At 60.3% G+C, this 19528-nt stretch carries 18 protein-coding genes; 7 read left to right on the top strand and 11 right to left on the bottom strand.

Features of this window, described 5'->3' with window-relative positions:
- Nucleotides 1–10: 10 nt before the first annotated feature.
- The 3 genes from cueR to JZ00_RS22935 form a co-directional block, all read right to left on the bottom strand.
- Nucleotides 11–412 carry a Cu(I)-responsive transcriptional regulator gene (gene cueR / locus JZ00_RS22945; RefSeq protein ID WP_039593548.1) on the bottom strand — a complete coding sequence of 134 codons (402 nt, stop codon included), beginning with the start codon at nucleotides 410–412 and terminating at the stop codon, nucleotides 11–13.
- Nucleotides 409–2802, bottom strand: a complete 2394-nt coding sequence (locus tag JZ00_RS22940) for a heavy metal translocating P-type ATPase (RefSeq protein WP_039593549.1) — start codon at nucleotides 2800–2802, stop codon at nucleotides 409–411. Before JZ00_RS22940 ends, cueR begins: the two co-directional genes overlap by 4 nt.
- A gap of 200 nt (nucleotides 2803–3002) precedes the next feature.
- On the bottom strand, nucleotides 3003–3386 hold the full coding sequence (locus JZ00_RS22935; protein ID WP_039593550.1) for a hypothetical protein: 384 nt from the start codon (nucleotides 3384–3386) through the stop codon (nucleotides 3003–3005).
- Nucleotides 3387–3533: 147 nt separating this feature from the next.
- On the opposite strand from JZ00_RS22935, the gene JZ00_RS22930 reads away from it, so the two are divergent.
- Nucleotides 3534–3731, top strand: coding sequence for a heavy-metal-associated domain-containing protein (locus JZ00_RS22930; RefSeq protein ID WP_039593551.1), 198 nt, complete (start codon nucleotides 3534–3536; stop codon nucleotides 3729–3731).
- Nucleotides 3732–3825: 94 nt separating this feature from the next.
- Nucleotides 3826–5028: a multidrug effflux MFS transporter gene (locus tag JZ00_RS22925; protein WP_039593552.1), complete on the top strand. Its 1203-nt coding sequence runs from the start codon at nucleotides 3826–3828 to the stop codon at nucleotides 5026–5028.
- Nucleotide 5029: 1 nt separating this feature from the next.
- Here the strand turns inward: JZ00_RS22925 and JZ00_RS31265 are convergent, their stop codons facing one another.
- Together JZ00_RS31265 and JZ00_RS22920 are read right to left on the bottom strand one after the other, a co-directional pair.
- A complete protein-coding gene (locus JZ00_RS31265) occupies nucleotides 5030–5200 on the bottom strand; it encodes a hypothetical protein (protein WP_196304742.1) in 171 nt (56 codons plus the stop codon).
- A 169-nt stretch (nucleotides 5201–5369) separates the two neighbouring features.
- Nucleotides 5370–6383: a zinc-binding alcohol dehydrogenase family protein gene (locus tag JZ00_RS22920; RefSeq protein WP_039593553.1), complete on the bottom strand. Its 1014-nt coding sequence runs from the start codon at nucleotides 6381–6383 to the stop codon at nucleotides 5370–5372.
- Nucleotides 6384–6770: 387 nt separating this feature from the next.
- Here JZ00_RS22920 and JZ00_RS22910 point away from each other — a divergent pair, with 387 nt between their 5' ends.
- Together JZ00_RS22910 and JZ00_RS22905 are read left to right on the top strand one after the other, a co-directional pair.
- Nucleotides 6771–7505 carry an ArsR/SmtB family transcription factor gene (locus tag JZ00_RS22910; RefSeq protein WP_039593555.1) on the top strand — a complete coding sequence of 245 codons (735 nt, stop codon included), beginning with the start codon at nucleotides 6771–6773 and terminating at the stop codon, nucleotides 7503–7505.
- 86 nt (nucleotides 7506–7591) lie between these two features.
- Nucleotides 7592–8974, top strand: coding sequence for an MFS transporter (locus JZ00_RS22905; RefSeq protein ID WP_039593569.1), 1383 nt, complete (start codon nucleotides 7592–7594; stop codon nucleotides 8972–8974).
- A gap of 52 nt (nucleotides 8975–9026) precedes the next feature.
- On the opposite strand, the gene JZ00_RS22900 is transcribed toward JZ00_RS22905, so the two are convergent.
- The gene (locus tag JZ00_RS22900; RefSeq protein ID WP_039593556.1) at nucleotides 9027–9980 is read right to left on the bottom strand and encodes an adenosine deaminase; all 954 of its coding nucleotides are present in this window, start codon (nucleotides 9978–9980) and stop codon (nucleotides 9027–9029) included.
- A 166-nt stretch (nucleotides 9981–10146) separates the two neighbouring features.
- On the opposite strand from JZ00_RS22900, the gene JZ00_RS22895 reads away from it, so the two are divergent.
- Nucleotides 10147–11238: a calcium:cation antiporter gene (locus JZ00_RS22895; RefSeq protein ID WP_039593557.1), complete on the top strand. Its 1092-nt coding sequence runs from the start codon at nucleotides 10147–10149 to the stop codon at nucleotides 11236–11238.
- 54 nt (nucleotides 11239–11292) lie between these two features.
- Here the strand turns inward: JZ00_RS22895 and JZ00_RS22890 are convergent, their stop codons facing one another.
- The 5 genes from JZ00_RS22890 to JZ00_RS22870 all read right to left on the bottom strand — a co-directional run bounded on the left by JZ00_RS22890 (nucleotide 11293) and on the right by JZ00_RS22870 (nucleotide 16213).
- On the bottom strand, nucleotides 11293–12651 hold the full coding sequence (locus JZ00_RS22890) for an 8-oxoguanine deaminase (RefSeq protein ID WP_039593558.1): 1359 nt from the start codon (nucleotides 12649–12651) through the stop codon (nucleotides 11293–11295).
- Between the two features lie 157 nt (nucleotides 12652–12808).
- Complete coding sequence (locus JZ00_RS22885; RefSeq protein ID WP_039593559.1) at nucleotides 12809–13495, bottom strand: SDR family oxidoreductase; 687 nt, start codon at nucleotides 13493–13495, stop codon at nucleotides 12809–12811.
- Nucleotides 13496–13939: 444 nt separating this feature from the next.
- The gene (locus JZ00_RS22880; RefSeq protein ID WP_039593560.1) at nucleotides 13940–14530 is read right to left on the bottom strand and encodes an IMPACT family protein; all 591 of its coding nucleotides are present in this window, start codon (nucleotides 14528–14530) and stop codon (nucleotides 13940–13942) included.
- A 6-nt stretch (nucleotides 14531–14536) separates the two neighbouring features.
- Nucleotides 14537–15187 carry a TetR/AcrR family transcriptional regulator gene (locus tag JZ00_RS22875; RefSeq protein ID WP_039593561.1) on the bottom strand — a complete coding sequence of 217 codons (651 nt, stop codon included), beginning with the start codon at nucleotides 15185–15187 and terminating at the stop codon, nucleotides 14537–14539.
- Nucleotides 15188–15292: 105 nt separating this feature from the next.
- A complete protein-coding gene (locus JZ00_RS22870; protein ID WP_039593562.1) occupies nucleotides 15293–16213 on the bottom strand; it encodes a LysR family transcriptional regulator in 921 nt (306 codons plus the stop codon).
- Nucleotides 16214–16333: 120 nt separating this feature from the next.
- Here JZ00_RS22870 and aptA point away from each other — a divergent pair, with 120 nt between their 5' ends.
- Together aptA and JZ00_RS22860 are read left to right on the top strand one after the other, a co-directional pair.
- A complete protein-coding gene (gene aptA, locus JZ00_RS22865) occupies nucleotides 16334–17683 on the top strand; it encodes an omega-aminotransferase AptA (RefSeq protein WP_039593563.1) in 1350 nt (449 codons plus the stop codon).
- Nucleotides 17684–17746: 63 nt separating this feature from the next.
- Nucleotides 17747–19240, top strand: a complete 1494-nt coding sequence (locus JZ00_RS22860; RefSeq protein ID WP_039593564.1) for a CoA-acylating methylmalonate-semialdehyde dehydrogenase — start codon at nucleotides 17747–17749, stop codon at nucleotides 19238–19240.
- Nucleotides 19241–19528: the final 288 nt, after the last annotated feature.

The following is a 19528-nucleotide window of genomic DNA, read 5'->3' as shown; positions in this document are numbered from 1 at the left end:
TCAAGGAGCATCAATCCTTGCAGCACCCCGATTCCAACTCCTTGAGGATCGGGCAGTCGGGACGGTGGTCGCCCTGGCAGTGTTCCACCAGGTCCTGGAGGGTATCGCGCAGCTCGGCCAGTTCGCGGATCTTCTGGTTCAGTTCATCGATGTGTTGCTTGGCCAGGGTCTTCACATCGGCGCTGGCGCGTTGACGGTCCTGCCACAGCGTCAACAGTTTGCTGACCTCCTCCAAGGAAAACCCCAGGTCCCGGGAGCGCTTGATGAACGCCAGCGTGTGCAGGTCATCGGTGCCGTAGATCCGGTAGCCGCTGTCGGTGCGATGGGCGGCCTTGAGCAGACCGATGGATTCGTAATACCGGATCATCTTCGCGCTAAGGCCGCTCTGGCGGGCCGCTTGGCCGATGTTCATCGCTTGTCCTCCAGGTCTGCAGGCTTCCAGAACTTCAACAGTAATGCGTTGCTGACCACGCTGACGCTCGACAGCGCCATGGCCGCGCCGGCCAGTACCGGGTTGAGTAAACCGAACGCGGCGAGGGGGATACCGATCAGGTTATAGACGAAGGCCCAGAACAGATTCTGGCGGATCTTGGCGTAAGTCTTGCGGCTGATGTCCAGCGCTGCCGGCACCAGGCGCGGGTCGCCGCGCATCAACGTGATACCGGCGGCGTGCATCGCCACATCGGTGCCGCCGCCCATGGCAATGCCGATGTCGGCGGCGGCCAGGGCTGGAGCGTCGTTGATACCGTCGCCGACCATTGCCACCACCGAATGACTTTTCAATTGCTCGACGATGGCGGACTTGTCGGCCGGCAATACTTCGGCGTGGACGTTGGTGATACCCAGAGCGTGGGCCACAACCCGGGCGCTGCCTCGGTTATCGCCGGTGAGCAGATGGCTGGCGATACGGCGGTGATTCAAGGCTTCCACCGCCGCCAGGGCACCCGGCTTGAGAGTATCGCCGAAGGCAAACAGGCCCAGGACCCGAGGTGTCGAGGCTTGTTCGATCAGCCAGGATACCGTCCGGCCTTCGGTTTCCCAGGCCAGCGCCGACTCGGCCAGCGAGTCGGGGCCTAGCCCGAGCTCTTCCAGCAAACGCCGATTGCCCAGCGCGAGGCGGCGTCCGTCGAGGGTGCCGGCGATGCCGCGCCCGGTGAGGGACTGGCTGTCGCTGATATCCGCTACGTCCAGGTCGCGCTCGGTGCAGGCGTCCAGCACCGCTTTGGCGAGCGGGTGCTCGCTGCCCCGTTGCAGGGCGCCGGCCATTCTCAGCAGCCCATCTTCGTCGCCATCGAGCGCGGCCAAGTGAGCAATGCGCGGCGTGCCGGAGGTCAGGGTTCCGGTCTTGTCGAACACCACCGTGTCGACTTCATGGGCACGCTCCAGTGCCTCGGCATCCTTGATCAGAATGCCGTGGCGTGCGGCCACGCCGGTGCCGGCCATGATCGCCGTCGGTTTCGCCAGGCCCAGGGCGCACGGGCACGCGATCACCAGCACGGCAACGGCGTTGATAAGTGCGGTTTCCAATGGTGCGCCGTAGAGCCACCAGCCAATCAGCGTGGCGACAGCCAGGAGCAATACGACCGGTACGAAAATCTGGCTGACTTTATCCACCAGTTTTTGAATGGGGGCCTTGGCCGCCTGGGCGTCTTCCACCAGGCGAATGATGCGCGCCAGGACCGTCTCGGCGCCGAGGGCCTGGGTGCGCACCAGCAAACGACCTTCGCCGTTGATCGCCCCGCCCGTGACCTTGTCGCCGGGTTGCTTGGGCACGGGCAGGCTTTCGCCGCTGATCAGCGCCTCGTCGGCATGGCTTTGGCCTTCGATCACTTCACCGTCCACCGGGAATCGCTCGCCGGGCTTGACCAGCACCCAGTCATTCACACGCAGCGCGCTGATGGCAACGTCCTGTTCCTTGCCGTCAATCACTTGGATTGCCCGCTCCGGTCGCAAGGCTTCGAGGGCGCGGATGGCACTGGCGGTTTGTCGCTTGGCACGGCTTTCCAGGTATTTGCCGAGCAATACCAGGGCAATCACCACGGCCGAGGCTTCGAAGTACAAATGCGGCATGCTGCCGGGCTGGGCAATTGCCCACTGATAGAGGCTCAGGCCATAACCGGCACTGGTTCCCAGGGCGACGAGCAGGTCCATATTCCCGGCCCCGGCGCGGACAGCTTTAAAAGCCGCAACGTAGAAACGCGCACCGAAGATGAATTGCACAGGTGTCGCCAACGCGAACTGCACCCAGGCCGGCAGCATCCAGTGCACGCCAAGCGGCTGCAATACCATCGGCAATACCAAGGGCAGCGCCAGCACAATCGCCAGTATCAGAGCCAGGCGCTCTCGGTTCAGGCGCTCGTCTTGGGTTTTTTGAGGTTGCTCGGCCTGCCTGACACTGGCGTCGTAGCCGGCACGCTTGACGGCGTCGATGAGCATTTGCGGATCGATCTGGCCCAGCAACTCGACATGAGCCCGTTCATTGGCCAGGTTGACGCTGGCGCGATTCACGCCTGGGACTTTACTCAGCGCTCGTTCGACCCGACCGACGCAGGAGGCGCAGGTCATGCCCTCGATGTTCAATTCCAGGGTCTGTGCGGGAACGCTATAGCCTGCTTGCTCGACCGCCTCCATCAAGGCCGGCAGGCTGCCTTCCGGTGCCTGGACCCGCGCCTGTTCCGTCGCCAGGTTGACGCTGACGGCGCTGGCGCCGGGGACCTTGCTCAGGGCTCGCTCGACCCGACCGGCACAGCTGGCGCAGGTCATGCCGGAGATCGGCAGATCGAAAGTGGTGGATTCAGACATGTGCAGGCTCCCTGTAGTGGATGACCACAGGATCAACCTTCCCATGTTGGCAAGGTCAAGCGCCAGTTCAGAAGTTTGCGAAGACCCCTGCGTTCTACCGGAGCGCGCCTGCTCGCGAAAGCGGTGTCATAGCCGATGAAGGTGCCGGACTGACCGGCCTCTTCGCGAACAGGCTCGTTCCCACATGGGTTCGCAGGGCGTCAGTAACCGAGATCGGCCTGCTTGAGGTACATGCCTTGCTCATTCGCCGCGATGCGGTACTTCACAACATCGCCAGCCTTGAGGGTGATGTCCTGCGATCCTGGAGCGAGCATGCCCGGGGCGCAACCTGCGGCCTGGCCTGGCAGCAGTTTCAGGCGCAAGGAAATCCGACCGGGTGGCAGGTTGAACGAGGTGCTTTGCTCCTGGAATAACCTGCCAGATAACTGGTCCTGGATGTAGACGCCTATTTCGCAACTGGTCGGTACCTCCAGACGCTCCCGGGAAATGATCAAGACGCCATAGTCTTCGCCGGCAGCCGATGCCTGGGGGGCCACTGCTGAAAGACCGAGCATGCAAAACAGGCTGAACGCTGACCAGCGCATGGCTGAACCTCCGGTATGAAATCCTGATAGGTGCAGCTTGGCCGAGCACGACGCCGATTGCCAGCCCGGCAGTTTTTGCGAAAACTTGACCTTGCCATGATGGCAAGCTTGAAACTGCGGGCAACCTCATTTCCAAGGAGTCATTTCATGCAAACCTTCAACGTTCAAGGGATGTCCTGTGGTCATTGCGTAAAGGCCGTTACCCAGGCTGTGCAGGCCAAGGACCCAGGGGCTCAGGTGCAAGTGAACCTGGGCGCCGGGACCGTCCAAGTCCAGAGCACCTTGCCGAAGGAGGCGCTGATCGAGGCAATCAGGGAGGAGGGCTACGAAGCCAGCCCCGCCTGAACGTTTTTAATCGTTAGCGACCTATCGGAATGTTCAAGAGCGTCCAGCCCGGCTAGACTGTCGGGCTGCCGACTGACGCTGAGCTGGACGCCTGATGAACCTCCGTACCATTCTGATTCTTGGCGCCTTGAGCGCTTTCGGTCCCTTGGCGATCGATTTTTATCTGCCGGCGTTCCCGGCGATGGCAATCGCTTTCGGCACCGATGAAAAACATATCCAACTGACCCTGGCGGCCTATTTCCTGGGGTTGTCTCTCGGCCAACTGGCCTACGGGCCCGTGGCGGATCGCTTCGGACGACGTGTCCCGCTGCTGACGGGCGTCGCCTTGTTCACCGTGGCATCGCTGGCCTGCGCCTATGCGCCAAGCCTCGAATGGCTGATCGGTGCGCGCTTCGTGCAGGCGTTGGGCGGATGCGCGGGGATGGTGATTTCCCGGGCGGTGGTCAGCGACAAATGCGACGCGGTGGGCTCGGCCAAGGTGTTCTCGCAGTTGATGCTGGTGATGGGCCTGGCGCCGATCCTTGCGCCGATGCTCGGCGGCTTGCTGGTGAACCTCTATGGTTGGCAATCGATTTTCATTGGCCTGACGCTGTTCAGTGCGCTCGCGGCAACGGCGGTTGCCTTGTGGTTGCCGGAAAGCCTGCCCGACCATGTGCCCCGCCAACCGCTGTCCGGCGCACTGCGCCAATACGGTCGTCTTCTAAAAGACTCGGTTTACCTTGGCCACGCCCTGACAGGAGGCATCGCGATCGCCGGGATGTTTGCCTACATCGCCGGCTCGCCGTTTGTATTTATCAAGCTCTACGGCGTGCCCGCCGAGCACTTCGGCTGGTTGTTCGGAACCAACGCGGCAGGTTTCATCCTGGTAGCGCAGGTCAACGCGCGATTGTTGTCCAAGCGCGGCCCGGCTTTCTTGCTGGCCCGCGCGGTCTGGGTCTACTGGATTGCCGGGCTGAGTCTGTTGGCCGTCAGCGCCTTCCAGCCGGAGCGGCTGTGGCCGTTGCTGATCCCGTTGTTCATCTGCATCGCCAGCCTGGGCTGCATCCTCCCCAATGCGTCGGCTTGCGCCATGAACGGGCAGGGCGCCCGGGCGGGGAGTGCCTCGGCCATGTTGGGCTGCCTGCAGTTTTCCGTCGCTGCGGGTGCCGCCGCATTGGTGGCCGCGCTACATGACGGCACGGCGGTGCCGATGGCGATTGTCATCAGTCTTTGCGGATTGTTGGTGGTCGGCGCGGCAATGCTGACTCGCCGTTTGCAAAACGCGTTGGCGCTTGCCCAGGCGGGTCAGCGAAATTGAGTCAGCCGGCCGCGCGCTGCTGGTGTTCGGGAAAGTGATGGGGCGCTCGGATGCGCGCTTGCAGGGTATTGGCGAAAGCCTGGGCTTCGGCCTCGGTGCGAAAGGTCACGACATGCTGGTCAAGGCGCACTTGCCACTGGGATTTTGCCACTTCTTTTATCAGGATCTTCATTGCTGACCTCCTCGTGTAAAAGACTGCGTTGCAAAGGCCTCGAGTGTAGACCGGAATACGGGCGCGGTTGTGACAACGGTCAATTGTCGGACTGACGGTGCAGGCTTGGGTGGCGAGGGAGCGAGCTCCCCCGTCACGGGATTGTCTGAGGGGCGACGGCCTGGAACAGTCAGAATCCTTCCAGCACGATCTTACCCTTGGCCTTCCCACTTTCAAGCAATGCGTGGGCCCGACGCAGGTTTTCGGCGTTGATGACGCCGAAGTGTTCGCCGACCGTCGTTTTCAAGGTGCCTGCGTCAATCAGCCCGGCCACACGATTGAGCAGTTTGTGCTGTTCAAGCATGTCGACTGTCTCGAATAGAGAGCGGGTGTACATGAACTCCCAGTGCAACGACAGGCTCTTGCGCTTGAGCTTGGTCACGTCCAGGGATTTCGGATCATCGATCAGGGCCAACTTGCCTTGGGGTGCCAAGGCTTCGACCAACTGGTCCAGATGCTGGTCGGTCTGGGTCAGGCTGGCCACGTGGGTCACTTGGGCCTGACCGGCCTTCTTGAGTACTTCACTCAGCGGCTGGCTGTGATCGACCACCAGGTCAGCACCCAGGCCACGTACCCAATCCGCTGTCTGCGGTCGGGAAGCGGTGCCGATGACCTTGAGGCCAGTCAGCTGGCTGGCCAGTTGCGTAAGGATCGAACCCACGCCCCCGGCGGCGCCGACGATGAGCAGGGTCTGGCCCAGGTCGGCCTGGCTTTCTTTTATCTGCAATCGGTCGAACAACAATTCCCAAGCGGTGATGGCCGTCAGCGGCAGTGCGGCGGCTTCGGCGAAACCGAGGGTCTTGGGCATGTGGCCGACGATACGCTCATCAACCACATGCAATTCGCTGTTGCCGCCGGCCCTGGCGATGGAACCGGCGTAGAACACCTTGTCGCCAGCCTTGAACAGTGTGACTTCGTTGCCCACGGCCTTGACCACGCCGGCCACGTCCCAGCCCAGCACTTTGGCGGCGCCGCCTTCGGGCTGCACATTCTGGCGGACCTTGGTGTCGACGGGGTTGACCGAGATGGCCCTGACCTCCACCAACAGGTCCTTCGGCCCCGCGACGGGCTCCGGCAACTCAATGTCTTGAAGCGATTGTGGATCGTTGATGGGCAGTGATTGGTAATAGGCAATGGCTTTCATGAAGCGGCTCCGTGAGTGGGGACGATGGCGCCCATGTTTGGCTATTTGGTGACGGGGTAAAAGTGGCTAAACCAACAGGCTCTTTCAGTGTTTTTTTGATAATGACCATTAGTCGCGTGCAAATAGAGATTTTTCCCTCAGGAACAATCGCCTCCAAAGGTTTCTGGAGGACAGGAAAGCGTGATCCGCACGCTTATACTAGCGGCCGCCTGTGTCGACGCTGAAACGGGCACGACGGCAAATGGGGTAACCGCCATTTGCCTCGACACGAGCGACGTCCGGATGGGCATGCCGGTCTTCCAGGCGGTCAGCCGCTTTGGGCGGCACCTTCTCACGGGTCAATATGCCCCAAAGCAGTAGACAGATGATTCAACAGGGAGTGAATACATGGAACATGCACCTTGCATCAGCCAGATTGCCACGCTGCTGGCCGACCCAAAGCGTAGCGCAATGATGTGGGCCTTGATGGATGGTACGGCCCGACAGGCCGATGAATTGGCTTTGCTGGCCGGGCTTTCGCCCTCTTCGGCCAATGCCCATCTGGGGCGGTTGTCCACAGGTGGCCTGTTGAAAGTCGAGATCCGCGGTCGCAAGCGGTTTTTCCGCCTGGCGGCCCCCGAGATCGGCGCTGCCGTCGAGGCGTTGGCGAGCGCAACCCTCGCCAGCACGCCTCGGCAGATCCCAGACGTTTTCAAGCGCGGCCTCATGCCAACCAAGGCGCCGACGGCACCGGCGTCGTTGATGCGCGCCAGGCTTTGCGATGACCATTTGGGCGGGACCCTGGCGGCTGATCTTTATCAGCGATTGCTGGATGCCGGGTGGCTCGAACAGCTTGAGCAACGGGTGATCGTCTCCCATAAGGGCGCCAATCAATTGGCTGGGCACGGCCTGTTCATCCAGGCGTTGGCTCATCGCAATGCGCGCATCGCTTGCCCTTGTCCCGATTGGAGCGAGCGGCGGCCGCACCTGGGAGGCGCGCTGGGGGCGGCGTTGCTGCAATTGTTCATGCAATCGGGTTGGCTGAGCTTGCCAAATGATTCAAGGGCCCTGCAGGTGACCACCCTCGGCCAGCAGGAAATCCATCGGTTCGCCAGGCAGGACACCCTGGAAATGGCGCTCTAGGGCTGTTGGCAGGTCGCAATCAGCAATAACCGCCGGCGAGGTTCGCGCACACTCGGTCCAGGGTTCTTTCGGATTGGGGAATGCAAATGGACACTCACGTTTACAGCGCTGCGGAACGACTGGAGCGATTGCCTATCAGCGGCTATCACCGGGTCATATTCATCATCATTGCCTTGGCGTTTTTCTTCGACTCCATGGACCTCGCCATGATGACGTTCCTGCTGGGGTCGATCAAAACCGAGTTCGGCCTGAGCTCGACCCAGGCGGGGCTGCTGGCCAGTTCCAGCTTCTTTGGCATGGTGGTGGGCGCCTCGCTGTCGGGCATGTTGGCCGATCGGTTTGGACGCAAACCGGTGTTCCAATGGAGCATCGTACTGTGGGGGCTGGCCAGTTACCTGTGTTCCACCGCGCAGGACATCGAGACATTGACGTTGTTTCGCATCCTGCTGGGCGTCGGCATGGGCATGGAGTTTCCGATCGCCCAGTCGATGCTTTCCGAACTTATTCCAGCCAAGCGCCGCGGACGCTACATCGCCTTGATGGACGGCTTCTGGCCGCTGGGCTTCGTGGCGGCGGGCGTGCTGTCGTATTTCCTGCTGCCGGTGATCGGCTGGCGTGACATCTTCCTGGTATTGGCGGTGCCGGCGGTGTTCGTCCTGGTGATCCGTTTCTTCATTCCGGAATCGCCGCGTTGGCTGGAACAGGCCGGTCGGGGCGATGAAGCGGATGCCGTACTCAAGCGGATCGAAGACAAGGTCCGGGCTTCGTTGGGGACGCGGGATTTGCCCGAGCCGATTCGCCTGCCGAGGCTGGCGACTGTCCCTGGCAATTTTTTCTCGGCCTTGGCGCAGATTTGGTCACCGTTGTACCGCCAGCGCACCGTGATGATCTGGAGCGTCTGGTTTTTTGCCCTGCTCGGGTTCTATGGCCTGACGTCCTGGCTCAGCGCGTTGTTGCAGCAATCGGGCTTCGCGGTGACGCAATCGGTCTACTACACCGTGGTCATTTCCCTGGGCGGGATCCCCGGTTTCCTGATGGCGGCGTGGCTGGTTGAGCGCTGGGGACGCAAGCCGGTGTGCATCATCACGCTGTTGGGCGGCGGGGTCATGGCTTTCCTGTATGGCCAGAGCGCGGTGTTTGGTGGCAACGTCAGCCTGCTGATCGGCACCGGACTGTTGATGCAGTTCTTCCTGTTCGGCATGTGGGCGGTGCTCTATACCTACACGCCGGAGCTGTATCCGACCTCGGCGCGGGCCACGGGATCGGGCTTTGCCTCGGCGGTTGGTCGCATCGGTTCGCTGCTTGGGCCCTTGGTGACCGGGCTGGTATTTCCCATCACCGGGCAGGGCGGTGTGTTTGCCCTGGGTGCGCTGTGCTTTGCCGTGGCGGCGGGGGTAGTCTGGCTGTTCGGAATGGAAACGCGGGGCAAGACGCTGGAGGAGTTGAGCGAAGGCGCAGTAGCGGATTGAACACGATCCCCTGTGGGAGCCTGCTCGCTCCCACAGGGGATGAACGCCAGGCTTAAGGTTTTACGAGTCGCGCATCCAGGCTGTTCTGCGCCAGCCGCTTGGCCTGGTCCTGGGTCATGCCCAGGTGAGTGTGCAGCGCATGGAAGTTCTCGGTGACATAACCGCCAAAATACGCCGGGTCATCGGAGTTCACCGTGACCTTCACGCCGCGTTCAAGCATGTCGAGGATGTTGTGCTGCGACATGTCGTCGAACACGCACAGCTTGGTATTGGACAGCGGGCACACCGTCAGCGGAATCTGCTCGTCGATGATCCGCTGCATCAGCCGCTCGTCTTCGATAGCCCGCACGCCGTGGTCGATGCGCTGGATCTTCAGCAGGTCCAACGCTTCCCAGATGTATTCGGGCGGGCCTTCCTCGCCAGCGTGGGCGACAGTCAGGAAACCTTCGTTACGAGCGCGATCGAACACTCGCTGGAACTTGCTCGGTGGATGGCCCATCTCCGAACTGTCCAGGCCCACGGCCACGAACGCGTCACGGAACGGTAACGCCTGGTCGAGGGTTTTCTCGGCCTGTTCTTCGCTCAGATGGCGCAGGAAACTCAGGATCAGGCCGCTGGTGATGCCCAGTTGCTGCTCGCCGTCCTTGAGGGCGGCGGCAATGCCGTTGAGCACCACTTCGAATGGAATGCCGCGATCGGTGTGGGTCTGCGGATCGAAGAATGGCTCGGTGTGGATCACGTTCTGCGCCTTGCAGCGCAGCAGGTAGGCCCAGGTCAGGTCGTAGAAATCCTGGGACGTGCGCAGCACATCGGCGCCCTGGTAATACAGGTCGAGAAACTCCTGCAAGTTGTTGAAGGCATAGGCCTTGCGCAGGGTCTCCACGTCGCTCCAAGGCAGGGCGATCTTGTTGCGTTCGGCCAGGGCAAACAGCAGCTCCGGCTCCAGCGAGCCTTCCAGGTGCAGATGCAGTTCGGCCTTGGGCAAGGCATTCAGCCAGTCGTACATGTCTTTTTCTCATCAGCGAATCAATGGCGGGCATTCTACAGGGGGTAGGCGCCGATGTCGGGTAAAACCTGACCGGGTGATCCACTGTGCAGTGCTGCATCCGCACGAAACGTTCCCGGCCTGCCACAGTCTAGTAGCTCATGACCCGTCCATTGCCAGGCCCGCGATGTTCTCGTTGATCAAGCAAGAAAAACTGCTGTTGTTGGCCCTGATAGCCGCCTTCGTTGCCTACCCGCTGGAACATTGGCTGCTGGGCAGCGGGCGGGCCGTGGCGCTGGCAAGTGGGTTGGTGCTGATCGGTTTCATCGTTTCTGCCTCCATGCGCGTGGCTCATCACGCGGAACTCCTGGCGGAAAAAGTGGGTGATCCCTACGGGACCATGATCCTGACCTTGTCGGCGGTTTTGGTGGAAGTCGTGATCCTGGCGATCATGATGAGTAACGAGGCATCGCCCACCCTGGTACGGGACACGATTTATTCGGCAGTCATGCTCGACATCAACGGTATCCTCGGGCTCGCGGCGTTGATGGGAGGGCTCAAGCATGGCGAGCAGGTCTATAACGACGATTCGGCGCGCACCTACAGCGTGATGATTCTCACCGCGATGGGCGTGTCGATGGTGGTGCCTGAGTTCATTCCCCAAGAAAACTGGAAGCATTATTCGGCGTTCACCATCGGCGCGATGATGGTCTTGTATGCCTTGTTCCTGCGGATGCAGGTGGGCCCCCACAGTTATTTCTTCAGCTACAACTACCCGGAAAAACGTCGAAAAAAGGAGCCGGTGGAAACCGAGCCGAAACCCATCAGCCTGGCATTCTCCATCGGCGCATTGGTGTTTGGCGTGGTGGTGATCGGTGCGCTGGCCGAGGTCATGTCCAAGGCCATCGATCTGGGACTGGAAGGCTCCGGCGCGCCGCCGGTGGTCACGGCTATCCTGGTGGCGGCCATCTCCGCAGCGCCGGAAATCCTCACCGCCCTGCGTGCAGCCCTGGCCAATCGCATGCAGTCGGTGGTCAACATCGCGTTGGGAGCGTCGCTGTCCACCGTGATCCTGACCGTGCCGGTGATGGAGGCGATGGCGCTTTATACCGGCCAGCCTTTCCAGATGGCGATGACGCCGGTGCAGACGGTGATGATCTTCATCACCTTGATCGTCAGCGCTATCAACCTCAACGATGGCGAAACCAACGCCATCGAGGGCATGACCCACTTTGTGTTGTTTGCGACGTTTGTGATGTTGTCGTTGCTGGGGCTTTGACTTGTCATAGTCTCTGTGGGAGCCGGCTGGCTCCCACATTCGTTTTCGGTTTGATCAGGATGTTGCGATCAACTCCCGAGCCGCCTGGCTGTGATCGGCAATCAACCCGTTCAGGTCAAGGCCCTCGACCTGTCCGTCGATCACCCGCCACTCGCCGGCGATCATCACCCGATCCGCTCGATCAGCGCCACATAGCAGCAGTGCCGAGATCGGGTCGTGGCTGCCGGAGAAGCGCAGCTCATCGAGCTTGAACAGCCCCAGGTCGGCCTGTTTGCCCACCGCCAGTTCGCCGATGTCGTTGCGCCCCAGCAATCGCGCCGAACCGCGGGTCGCCCAACCCAGCACCCGTTCCGGCGTGATCGCTTGCGCGCCATAGCGCAGGCGTTGGATGTACAGCGCTTGGCGGGCTTCGAGGATCATGTTCGAGGCATCGTTGGACGCTGAGCCGTCCACGCCCAGGCCCAGTGGCGCGCCGGCGGCCGTGAGGTCGAGTGTCGGGCAAATGCCCGAGGCCAGGCGCATGTTCGAACTGGGGCAATGACAGATACCGGTGCCGGCTGCGCCCAGACGGACGATTTCATCCGGATTGAAATGAATGCCATGGGCCAGCCAGGTACGCGGACCCAGCCAGCCGACGCTGTCCAGGTAATCGACGGTGCGCAGGCCGAAGCGTTGCAGGCAGAAATCTTCTTCATCGAGGGTTTCGGCCAGGTGCGTGTGCAGGCGTACGTCGAGTTTTTCCGCGAGCTCGGCGCTGGCGCTCATGATCTCGGGTGTCACCGAAAACGGTGAGCACGGCGCCAGGGCAATCTGGATCTGCGCGCCGTCGCCTCGTTGGTGATAACGGGCGATCAGTCGCTGACTGTCGTCGAGAATCACTTGGCCCTGCTGGACAGTCTGCTGCGGCGGCAAGCCACCGTCGGCTTCGCCCAGGCTCATGGAACCGCGAGTGAGCATTGCGCGCATGCCCAGTTCGCGGACGCTTTCAACCTGCACGTCGATTGCATTCTCCAGGCCTTGCGGAAACAGATAATGATGGTCAGCCGCCGTGGTGCAGCCCGACAAGAGCAGTTCGGCCAGCGCCACTTTGCTTGCCAGGGCCAGTTTTTCCGGTGTCAGTCGTGCCCAGACCGGGTAGAGGGTTTTCAGCCAAGGGAACAGTGGCTGGTTGACCACCGGGGCCCAGGCGCGGGTGAGGGTCTGATAAAAATGATGGTGAGTGTTGATCAGCCCCGGCAGGATGACATGCTCGCGGGCGTCGAAGACAACATCGCAGGGATGGTCGGGGTGCTGGCCGAGGCCGAGCAGTTCGACGATCGCACCATCCTGCAGGACGAGACCGCCACGGGCATCGAGGTCGTTGGCCGTGAAGACGGCGAGGGGATTTTTTAACCAGATACGGGTCGCAGGCATGGTCGCCGGCTCCTCTGAAAGTGGGTTCAGGTTAGCCAGCTCAGTGATGCCCTGTCTGCTGATCCAGGGGCGCCCTTGGAAGGGCGCGGTTTGCAGTTTACTCAGTTTATCCGGCACCCATCCAGTGCTCAGCGAGGTTTACTGTGGGAGCGGCGTTTTACCAGGGAATCGTCTCGCCCCTGTAATTGACGAAGTGATGCCCACCCTTGCCGGCGAAGGCATTGACCTGATCGATCAACCCACGCGTGCTGGTCTCGACGTCTATGTCGGCGCCTTCTCCGCCCATATCCGTCTTCACCCAGCCCGGATGCAGCGACAGTACGGTCAGTGATTTCTCGCCCAGTTGACTGACAAAGCTGTTGGTCATCGAGTTGAGGGCGGCTTTGCTTGCCTTGTACAGCGCCAGTTCCGGCGCATCGGGCATGGTCACGCTGCCGAGCACAGAGCTCATGAAAGCCAGTACTCCGCTGCCCTCGCGAATCTGCCCGACGAAGCGCTGTGCCAGGTTGATCGGCGCCACGGCGTTGGTGAAGAACAACTGGCCGACCTCCGCCAACGTTGCGCCGCCCGGGCTCTGGTTGTCCGGGCCCTTGACGCCGGCGTTGATGAACAGCAGGTCAAAGGTGTCGTCCTTGAGCTGTTGGCTCAGGGCGATGACGGCTTGTTGGTCGTCCATGTCGAGCTTTTCGATGCGCACCCGCCCCAGCGCTTTCAACGCGTCTGCGTTCTGCGGGTTGCGCACGGTGGCAATGACGTTCCAGCCATCGCCGAGCAAGGTCTTCACCAAACCCAGGCCCAAGCCCCTGGAAGCGCCGATGATCAATGCGTTTTTTGCGTAATTCATGAGGGCATCCTTGAAAAAAAAGGTCATGGGATTAATGGACAGCGTTTACCGAGCCGTTGTTTCAGATCGTGACGCAGCGCGTCGAGTCGATCGCAAGGAAGCTTCCTCAATCACCGTAACGATTGATTAAAAAATGATCAAGCGGCCGCAAACCATGCTGCTCTTGGTGCAGCCGGAGCCATGAACGGGTTATCCACAGGTTGCTCCACAGTAATTGTGTGCAAGCTGGACAGTCGGGCATAAGCCTCGTGCGGCTTTCTTCTAAAGGCGATAAAGCACTGCAACCATTTGTTTTCCTGAATATTTCGGCGACCCTTGAGGCGCGTGTATAAAAAACGTACAAATCGCCGAAAGCCGCATGACAGAAGGGTTACAGCGTGATGCGCCCAGGTTATCCACAAGCAGGTGCACAGCGCATGTGGGCAAATCGAGGGACATCTGTCATCAGGTTGTTTGGCGGTCCAGGCGTATTTGCCCGCGACTCAGGTCGGCCAGTCGTGTCTGCAGCGTTTCAATGTGTTCTTCACCCACCGCCAATTGGAGTTCCACGCCGTTAGCGGTGAAATGCTCGGCATTTACCAAGCCACCGCATTCGGCTGTACGTAGTTTTACCAAGGGCAGTTCCGCGAACCCGCAAACGCAGTGCAGCGCCACGCGGCTGATCAACTCGATCTTTTCGGCATTTTGCAGGCATTTGTTTGCGCCGCCGCCATAAGCCCGCGCCAACCCTCCGGTACCCAACTGGATTCCGCCGTACCAGCGGATGACCAACACCACGACCTGGTCACAGGCCTGGGCCTGGATGGCTGCCAGGATCGGCCGCCCGGCGGTGCCGCCCGGTTCGCCATCGTCACTGCTGCGGTACTGATCACCCAGTTTCCATGCCCAGCAATTGTGCGTGGCATCGAGGTCGCTGTGCTGTTCGATAAAGGCCTGGGCCTCGGCGGGACTGTTGATGGGGGCGGCGAGGGTAATGAAACGGCTTTTGCGGATTTCTTCACGGTACTCACAAAAGCCGGCGAGGGTATAAGGCATGTAATCCTAGAGGTCAGGTGTCAGGCCGCAGCCTTTGAGAATGATACGGATGAGGTTGTCGCCGGCGTCGGTCATGTCTTGCTTGGTCAGCTTGCTGCGACCGGTCACGCGGCAGATCTGGGTGGCGAAGTCGGCGTAGTGCTGGGTGCTGCCCCACAACAGGAAGATGAGGTGCACCGGATCGACCGGGTCCATTTTGCCTGCATCGATCCAAGCCTGGAAAACAGCCGCCCGGCCCCTGAACCAGGCGCGATAATCCTGGTTGAAATGCTCACTCAGGCATTCGCCGCCACTGATGACTTCCATGGCGAAAATCCGCGATGCCTGGGGCTGGCGCCTGGAGAACTCCATCTTGGCGCGGATGTAGCGGGTCAACGCCTGCGCCGGATCGTCCTCGGCCGTCAGGGAGTTGAACGTGCTGTCCCATAACTCGACGATGTTGCTCAACACCGCGACGTAGAGTCCGAGCTTGTTGGTGAAGTAGTAGTGCAAGTTTGCCTTGGGCAATCCAGCTTTCAAGGCAATCGTGTTCATGCTGGTGCCCTTGAAACCGTGACGGGCGAACTCATCCTCGGCGGCCCTGAGGATGGTCTCTTCGTTCTGTTGACGAATGCGGCCGGTCGGCTTGCCACCATGGGCAGGAACTTCAAAGGTCATGGACGTTTCCGGGCTGGGTCTGTGGGTGCGGGCCAAATGCGTTCATAGCGCACCGGCGAGGATCCGACAAGTGTTGCCGCTATAAAAGCCGTATCGTGGAGACTATCAGCGTGTTGCTGCCAGGCTTTCGAGAAAATTTTCCAGCACCAGATGAGGGCGACGACCCTTGCGAGTGACCGATGCCAGGCTCAGATCGTAGAAACGCGCCAAGGGCTTGAGGGCGCGCAGCCGACCTTGCTGGACCCAGAGATTGGCATAGTGATCCGGCAGATAACCGATGTAGCGTCCAGTGAGAATCAGAAAGGCCATGCCTTCGCGGTCCGATGCGCTGGCGGTGCAGTTCAGTGCCTGGTAATGGGCCTGGATGTCTGCCGGCAAGCGGAAGGTTGGCGCGATGGCGTCTTGGCTATTGAGGCGAGCGTCTTCGAGTTGTTGGTCATCCACATAGAACAGCGGATGTCCCACTGCGCAATACAGCAGCGAACGTTCGCTGTAGAGCGGCTGGTACTCGAGACCTGACAAGGCGCTGGCTTGGGGAACCACGCCGACATGCAGGCGACCATCTAGCACGCCTTGTTCGACTTCATTGGGGGCAATCATGCGAATCTGGATCTGCACGTCGGGCCCGCGTTCTTTCAACTGGGCCAAGGCGTGCGTGATGCGCATGTGCGGCAGGGTGACGAGGTTGTCCGTCAGGCCAATGATCAGTTCGCCGCGCAAATGTTGGTGAAGGCCGTTGACCTCGGTGCGGAAGCTTTCCAACGCGCTCAATAGTTGCAGGGCCGATTGATAGACCTCGCGGCCTTCTTCAGTCAGGGAAAAACCTGCGCGACCACGCTGGCACAAGCGCAGCCCGAGGCGCTGTTCCAAATCGTTCATTTGCTGGCTGATAGCCGACCGACCGATACCAAGCACCGTTTCGGCGGCGGAAAACCCACCGGACTCCACCACACTGCGGAAAATGCGCAGCAAGCGGATATCGAAGTCGCTGACCTGGGCCAGCGGATCGGAACGACGAAGACTCATAGTTTAGTGATCCGCTGACTGAAGGTTAGAAAAGCTGGATTTCACCGACTTTATCGCCGTGGCAACGTAGTCGCAAGAACGCTCTGATTCAGTCCGCTTATGTCTTGCGAGGTTTTGTCGATGAACATGCCCGAACACGCTGTCGGTTCCCTGGCCAGCCAGTTGAAGCTGGATGCCCACTGGATGCCCTACACGGCCAATCGCAATTTTCAGCGCGATCCTCGCCTGATCGTGGCCGCCGAAGGTAGCTGGCTGACCGACGACAAGGGGCGCAAGGTCTACGACTCTTTGTCGGGCTTGTGGACGTGCGGCGCCGGACACACGCGCAAGGAAATCCAAGAGGCGGTCGCCAAGCAGCTGGGCACCCTCGATTATTCGCCGGGGTTCCAATACGGCCATCCACTGTCTTTCCAGTTGGCGGAAAAAATCACCAGCCTGACCCCGGGCAACCTTAACCATGTGTTTTTCACCGACTCCGGCTCCGAATGCGCTGATACCGCAGTGAAGATGGTTCGCGCCTACTGGCGCCTCAAGGGGCAGGCCACCAAGACCAAGATGATAGGTCGTGCTCGCGGTTATCACGGCGTGAACATCGCCGGTACCAGCCTGGGCGGCGTCAGCGGCAATCGCAAATTGTTCGGCCAAGCCATGATTGACGTCGATCATCTGCCCCACACCTTGCTGGCCAGCAACGCCTATTCCCGTGGCATGCCGAAGGAGGGAGGCATCGCTTTGGCCGATGAACTGCTGAAGTTGATCGAGCTGCACGACGCTTCCAACATCGCCGCGGTGTTTGTCGAGCCAATGGCCGGTTCCGCCGGCGTATTGGTGCCGCCGGAGGGATACCTCAAGCGGCTGCGGGAAATCTGCGACCAGCACAACATCTTGCTGGTGTTTGACGAAGTGATCACCGGTTTCGGTCGTACCGGTGCGATGTTCGGTGCCGACAGTTTTGGCGTGACCCCGGACGTGATGTGCATCGCCAAGCAAGTTACCAACGGTGCGATTCCGATGGGGGCGGTGATTGCCAGCAGCGAAATCTACCAGACGTTCATGAGCCAGCCGACGCCCGAATATGCCGTGGAATTTCCCCATGGCTATACCTACTCGGCGCACCCGGTGGCGTGCGCGGCAGGCTTGGCGGCGCTGGACCTGTTGCAGAAGGAAAACCTGGTGCAGAGCGTGGCCGAGGTCGCGCCGCATTTCGAGGCAGCTTTGCATGGTTTGAAGGGCTCAAAAAACGTCATCGACATTCGCAACTTTGGCTTGGCCGGGGCTATCCAGATCGCCCCGCGCGATGGCGACGCGATCGTACGCCCATTCGAGGCGGGCATGGCCCTGTGGAAGGCTGGGTTCTATGTGCGATTCGGTGGCGATACCTTGCAGTTCGGGCCGACATTCAACAGCAAGCCGCACGACCTGGATCGCCTTTTCGATGCGGTTGGTGAAGTGCTGAACAAGATCGACTGATTTCTTCTTTATAAAGAGACGCTCATTGTTGAGCGTCCGGTGACCGAATTTCCTGGAGTCCCCATGAGCCTCATCCCGCATTTGATCAATGGCGAACTGTTGAGCGACAGCGCTCGGACGGCCGATGTGTTCAACCCCTCCACTGGCCGAGCCATCCATAAGGTTCCGCTGGCGGATCGCGCGACTGTCCAACAGGCGATCGATGTTGCCAAGGCGGCTTTCCCCGCCTGGCGCAACACACCGGCGGCGAAGCGCGCCCAGGTAATGTTTCGTTTCAAACAACTGTTGGAGCAGAACGAAGCGCGTATCGCCCAATTGATCAGCGAAGAACATGGCAAGACGTTGGAAGATGCCGCGGGTGAGCTCAAGCGTGGTATCGAAAACGTTGAGTTTGCCTGTGCCGCGCCGGAAATCCTGAAGGGCGAATACAGTCGCAATGTAGGACCGAACATTGATGCCTGGTCAGACTTCCAGCCCTTGGGTGTCGTGGCAGGTATCACGCCGTTCAACTTCCCGGCGATGGTGCCGTTGTGGATGTATCCGCTGGCTATCGTCTGTGGCAACTGCTTCATCCTCAAGCCGTCCGAGCGTGATCCGAGCTCGACATTGCTGATTGGCCAGCTATTGCTGGAAGCCGGTTTGCCCAAAGGTGTGTTGAGCGTGGTCCATGGCGACAAGGCGGCGGTGGATGCGTTGATTGAAGCGCCGGAAGTAAAGGCGCTGAGTTTTGTCGGGTCGACGCCGATTGCCGAGTACATCTATGCCGAGGGGACTCTTCGCGGTAAACGCGTCCAGGCCTTGGGCGGTGCGAAGAACCATGCAGTCCTGATGCCCGACGCCGATCTGGATAATGCAGTCAGCGCCTTGATGGGCGCTGCGTACGGTTCGTGCGGTGAGCGCTGCATGGCGATTTCGGTGGCAGTGTGTGTCGGTGATCAGGTGGCGGATGCGCTGGTGGCCAAGTTGGTTCCGCAGATCAAGGCATTGAAGATCGGTGCGGGGACTTCGTGCGGACTGGACATGGGGCCGCTTGTTACCGGGCAACACCGCGACAAGGTCAGTGGCTATATAGAAGAGGGCGTGTCGGCGGGGGCGTCATTGATTGTCGATGGCCGTGGCTTGAGTGTCGCTGGGCACGAGGACGGCTTTTTCCTGGGCGGCTGTCTGTTCGATCACGTGACACCTGAGATGCGCATCTATAAGGAAGAAATCTTCGGGCCAGTGCTGTGTATCGTCCGGGTCAACAGCTTGGAAGAGGCGATGCAACTGATCAATGATCACGAATATGGCAACGGGACCTGCATCTTTACCCGAGACGGCGAGGCGGCGCGGTTGTTCTGTGATGAGATTGAAGTCGGCATGGTCGGCGTCAACGTTCCATTGCCAGTGCCTGTTGCTTATCACAGTTTTGGCGGTTGGAAGCGTTCGCTCTTTGGTGACCTGCATGCTTATGGTCCGGATGGGGTGCGTTTTTATACGCGTCGCAAGGCCATTACCCAACGCTGGCCGCAGCGTGCCAGCCATGAAGCTTCACAATTTGCATTTCCAAGCCTGTAGTTGGTAACTGAAGAGGCCGGCGCCCTTGGGCGTCGGCCTCTGTATTTATGGGGCTTTCTGACTGATATGACACAATTGTGAAAATAACGGTTGACGGCAAATTCTGGATGTCTATAATTCGCCCCACTTCCGGCGCAGTCGAAACGGAAAACTCCTTGAGTTTCAATGAGTTAGATGGTTTCGGCAAGTCAGGCGCTTCAGTTCATCGAAGTGCTGAAGGAGTTGATAGGGCGGTGTTGTTTGGCTCTATCGGCGATTCGATCTTCTCGATCGAAAGCGGTAAAAAAA

Origin of the sequence: Pseudomonas frederiksbergensis (assembly GCF_000802155.2) — a bacterium.
GTDB classification, from domain to species: domain Bacteria; phylum Pseudomonadota; class Gammaproteobacteria; order Pseudomonadales; family Pseudomonadaceae; genus Aquipseudomonas; species Aquipseudomonas frederiksbergensis_A.
This window is presented reverse-complemented; position numbering and strand designations above follow the sequence as displayed.

Excerpts from the sequence above, each read along its gene's own strand:
- cueR (WP_039593548.1), bottom strand. The coding sequence starts at position 412 with ATGAACATCGGCCAAGCGGCCCGCCAGAGCGGCCTTAGCGCGAAGATG.
- JZ00_RS22940 (WP_039593549.1), bottom strand. The coding sequence starts at position 2,802 with ATGTCTGAATCCACCACTTTCGATCTGCCGATCTCCGGCATGACCTGC.
- JZ00_RS22935 (WP_039593550.1), bottom strand. The coding sequence starts at position 3,386 with ATGCGCTGGTCAGCGTTCAGCCTGTTTTGCATGCTCGGTCTTTCAGCA.
- JZ00_RS22930 (WP_039593551.1), top strand. The coding sequence starts at position 3,534 with ATGCAAACCTTCAACGTTCAAGGGATGTCCTGTGGTCATTGCGTAAAG.
- JZ00_RS22925 (WP_039593552.1), top strand. The coding sequence starts at position 3,826 with ATGAACCTCCGTACCATTCTGATTCTTGGCGCCTTGAGCGCTTTCGGT.
- JZ00_RS31265 (WP_196304742.1), bottom strand. The coding sequence starts at position 5,200 with ATGAAGATCCTGATAAAAGAAGTGGCAAAATCCCAGTGGCAAGTGCGC.
- JZ00_RS22920 (WP_039593553.1), bottom strand. The coding sequence starts at position 6,383 with ATGAAAGCCATTGCCTATTACCAATCACTGCCCATCAACGATCCACAA.
- JZ00_RS22910 (WP_039593555.1), top strand. The coding sequence starts at position 6,771 with ATGGAACATGCACCTTGCATCAGCCAGATTGCCACGCTGCTGGCCGAC.
- JZ00_RS22905 (WP_039593569.1), top strand. The coding sequence starts at position 7,592 with ATGGACACTCACGTTTACAGCGCTGCGGAACGACTGGAGCGATTGCCT.
- JZ00_RS22900 (WP_039593556.1), bottom strand. The coding sequence starts at position 9,980 with ATGTACGACTGGCTGAATGCCTTGCCCAAGGCCGAACTGCATCTGCAC.
- JZ00_RS22895 (WP_039593557.1), top strand. The coding sequence starts at position 10,147 with ATGTTCTCGTTGATCAAGCAAGAAAAACTGCTGTTGTTGGCCCTGATA.
- JZ00_RS22890 (WP_039593558.1), bottom strand. The coding sequence starts at position 12,651 with ATGCCTGCGACCCGTATCTGGTTAAAAAATCCCCTCGCCGTCTTCACG.
- JZ00_RS22885 (WP_039593559.1), bottom strand. The coding sequence starts at position 13,495 with ATGAATTACGCAAAAAACGCATTGATCATCGGCGCTTCCAGGGGCTTG.
- JZ00_RS22880 (WP_039593560.1), bottom strand. The coding sequence starts at position 14,530 with ATGCCTTATACCCTCGCCGGCTTTTGTGAGTACCGTGAAGAAATCCGC.
- JZ00_RS22875 (WP_039593561.1), bottom strand. The coding sequence starts at position 15,187 with ATGACCTTTGAAGTTCCTGCCCATGGTGGCAAGCCGACCGGCCGCATT.
- JZ00_RS22870 (WP_039593562.1), bottom strand. The coding sequence starts at position 16,213 with ATGAGTCTTCGTCGTTCCGATCCGCTGGCCCAGGTCAGCGACTTCGAT.
- aptA (WP_039593563.1), top strand. The coding sequence starts at position 16,334 with ATGAACATGCCCGAACACGCTGTCGGTTCCCTGGCCAGCCAGTTGAAG.
- JZ00_RS22860 (WP_039593564.1), top strand. The coding sequence starts at position 17,747 with ATGAGCCTCATCCCGCATTTGATCAATGGCGAACTGTTGAGCGACAGC.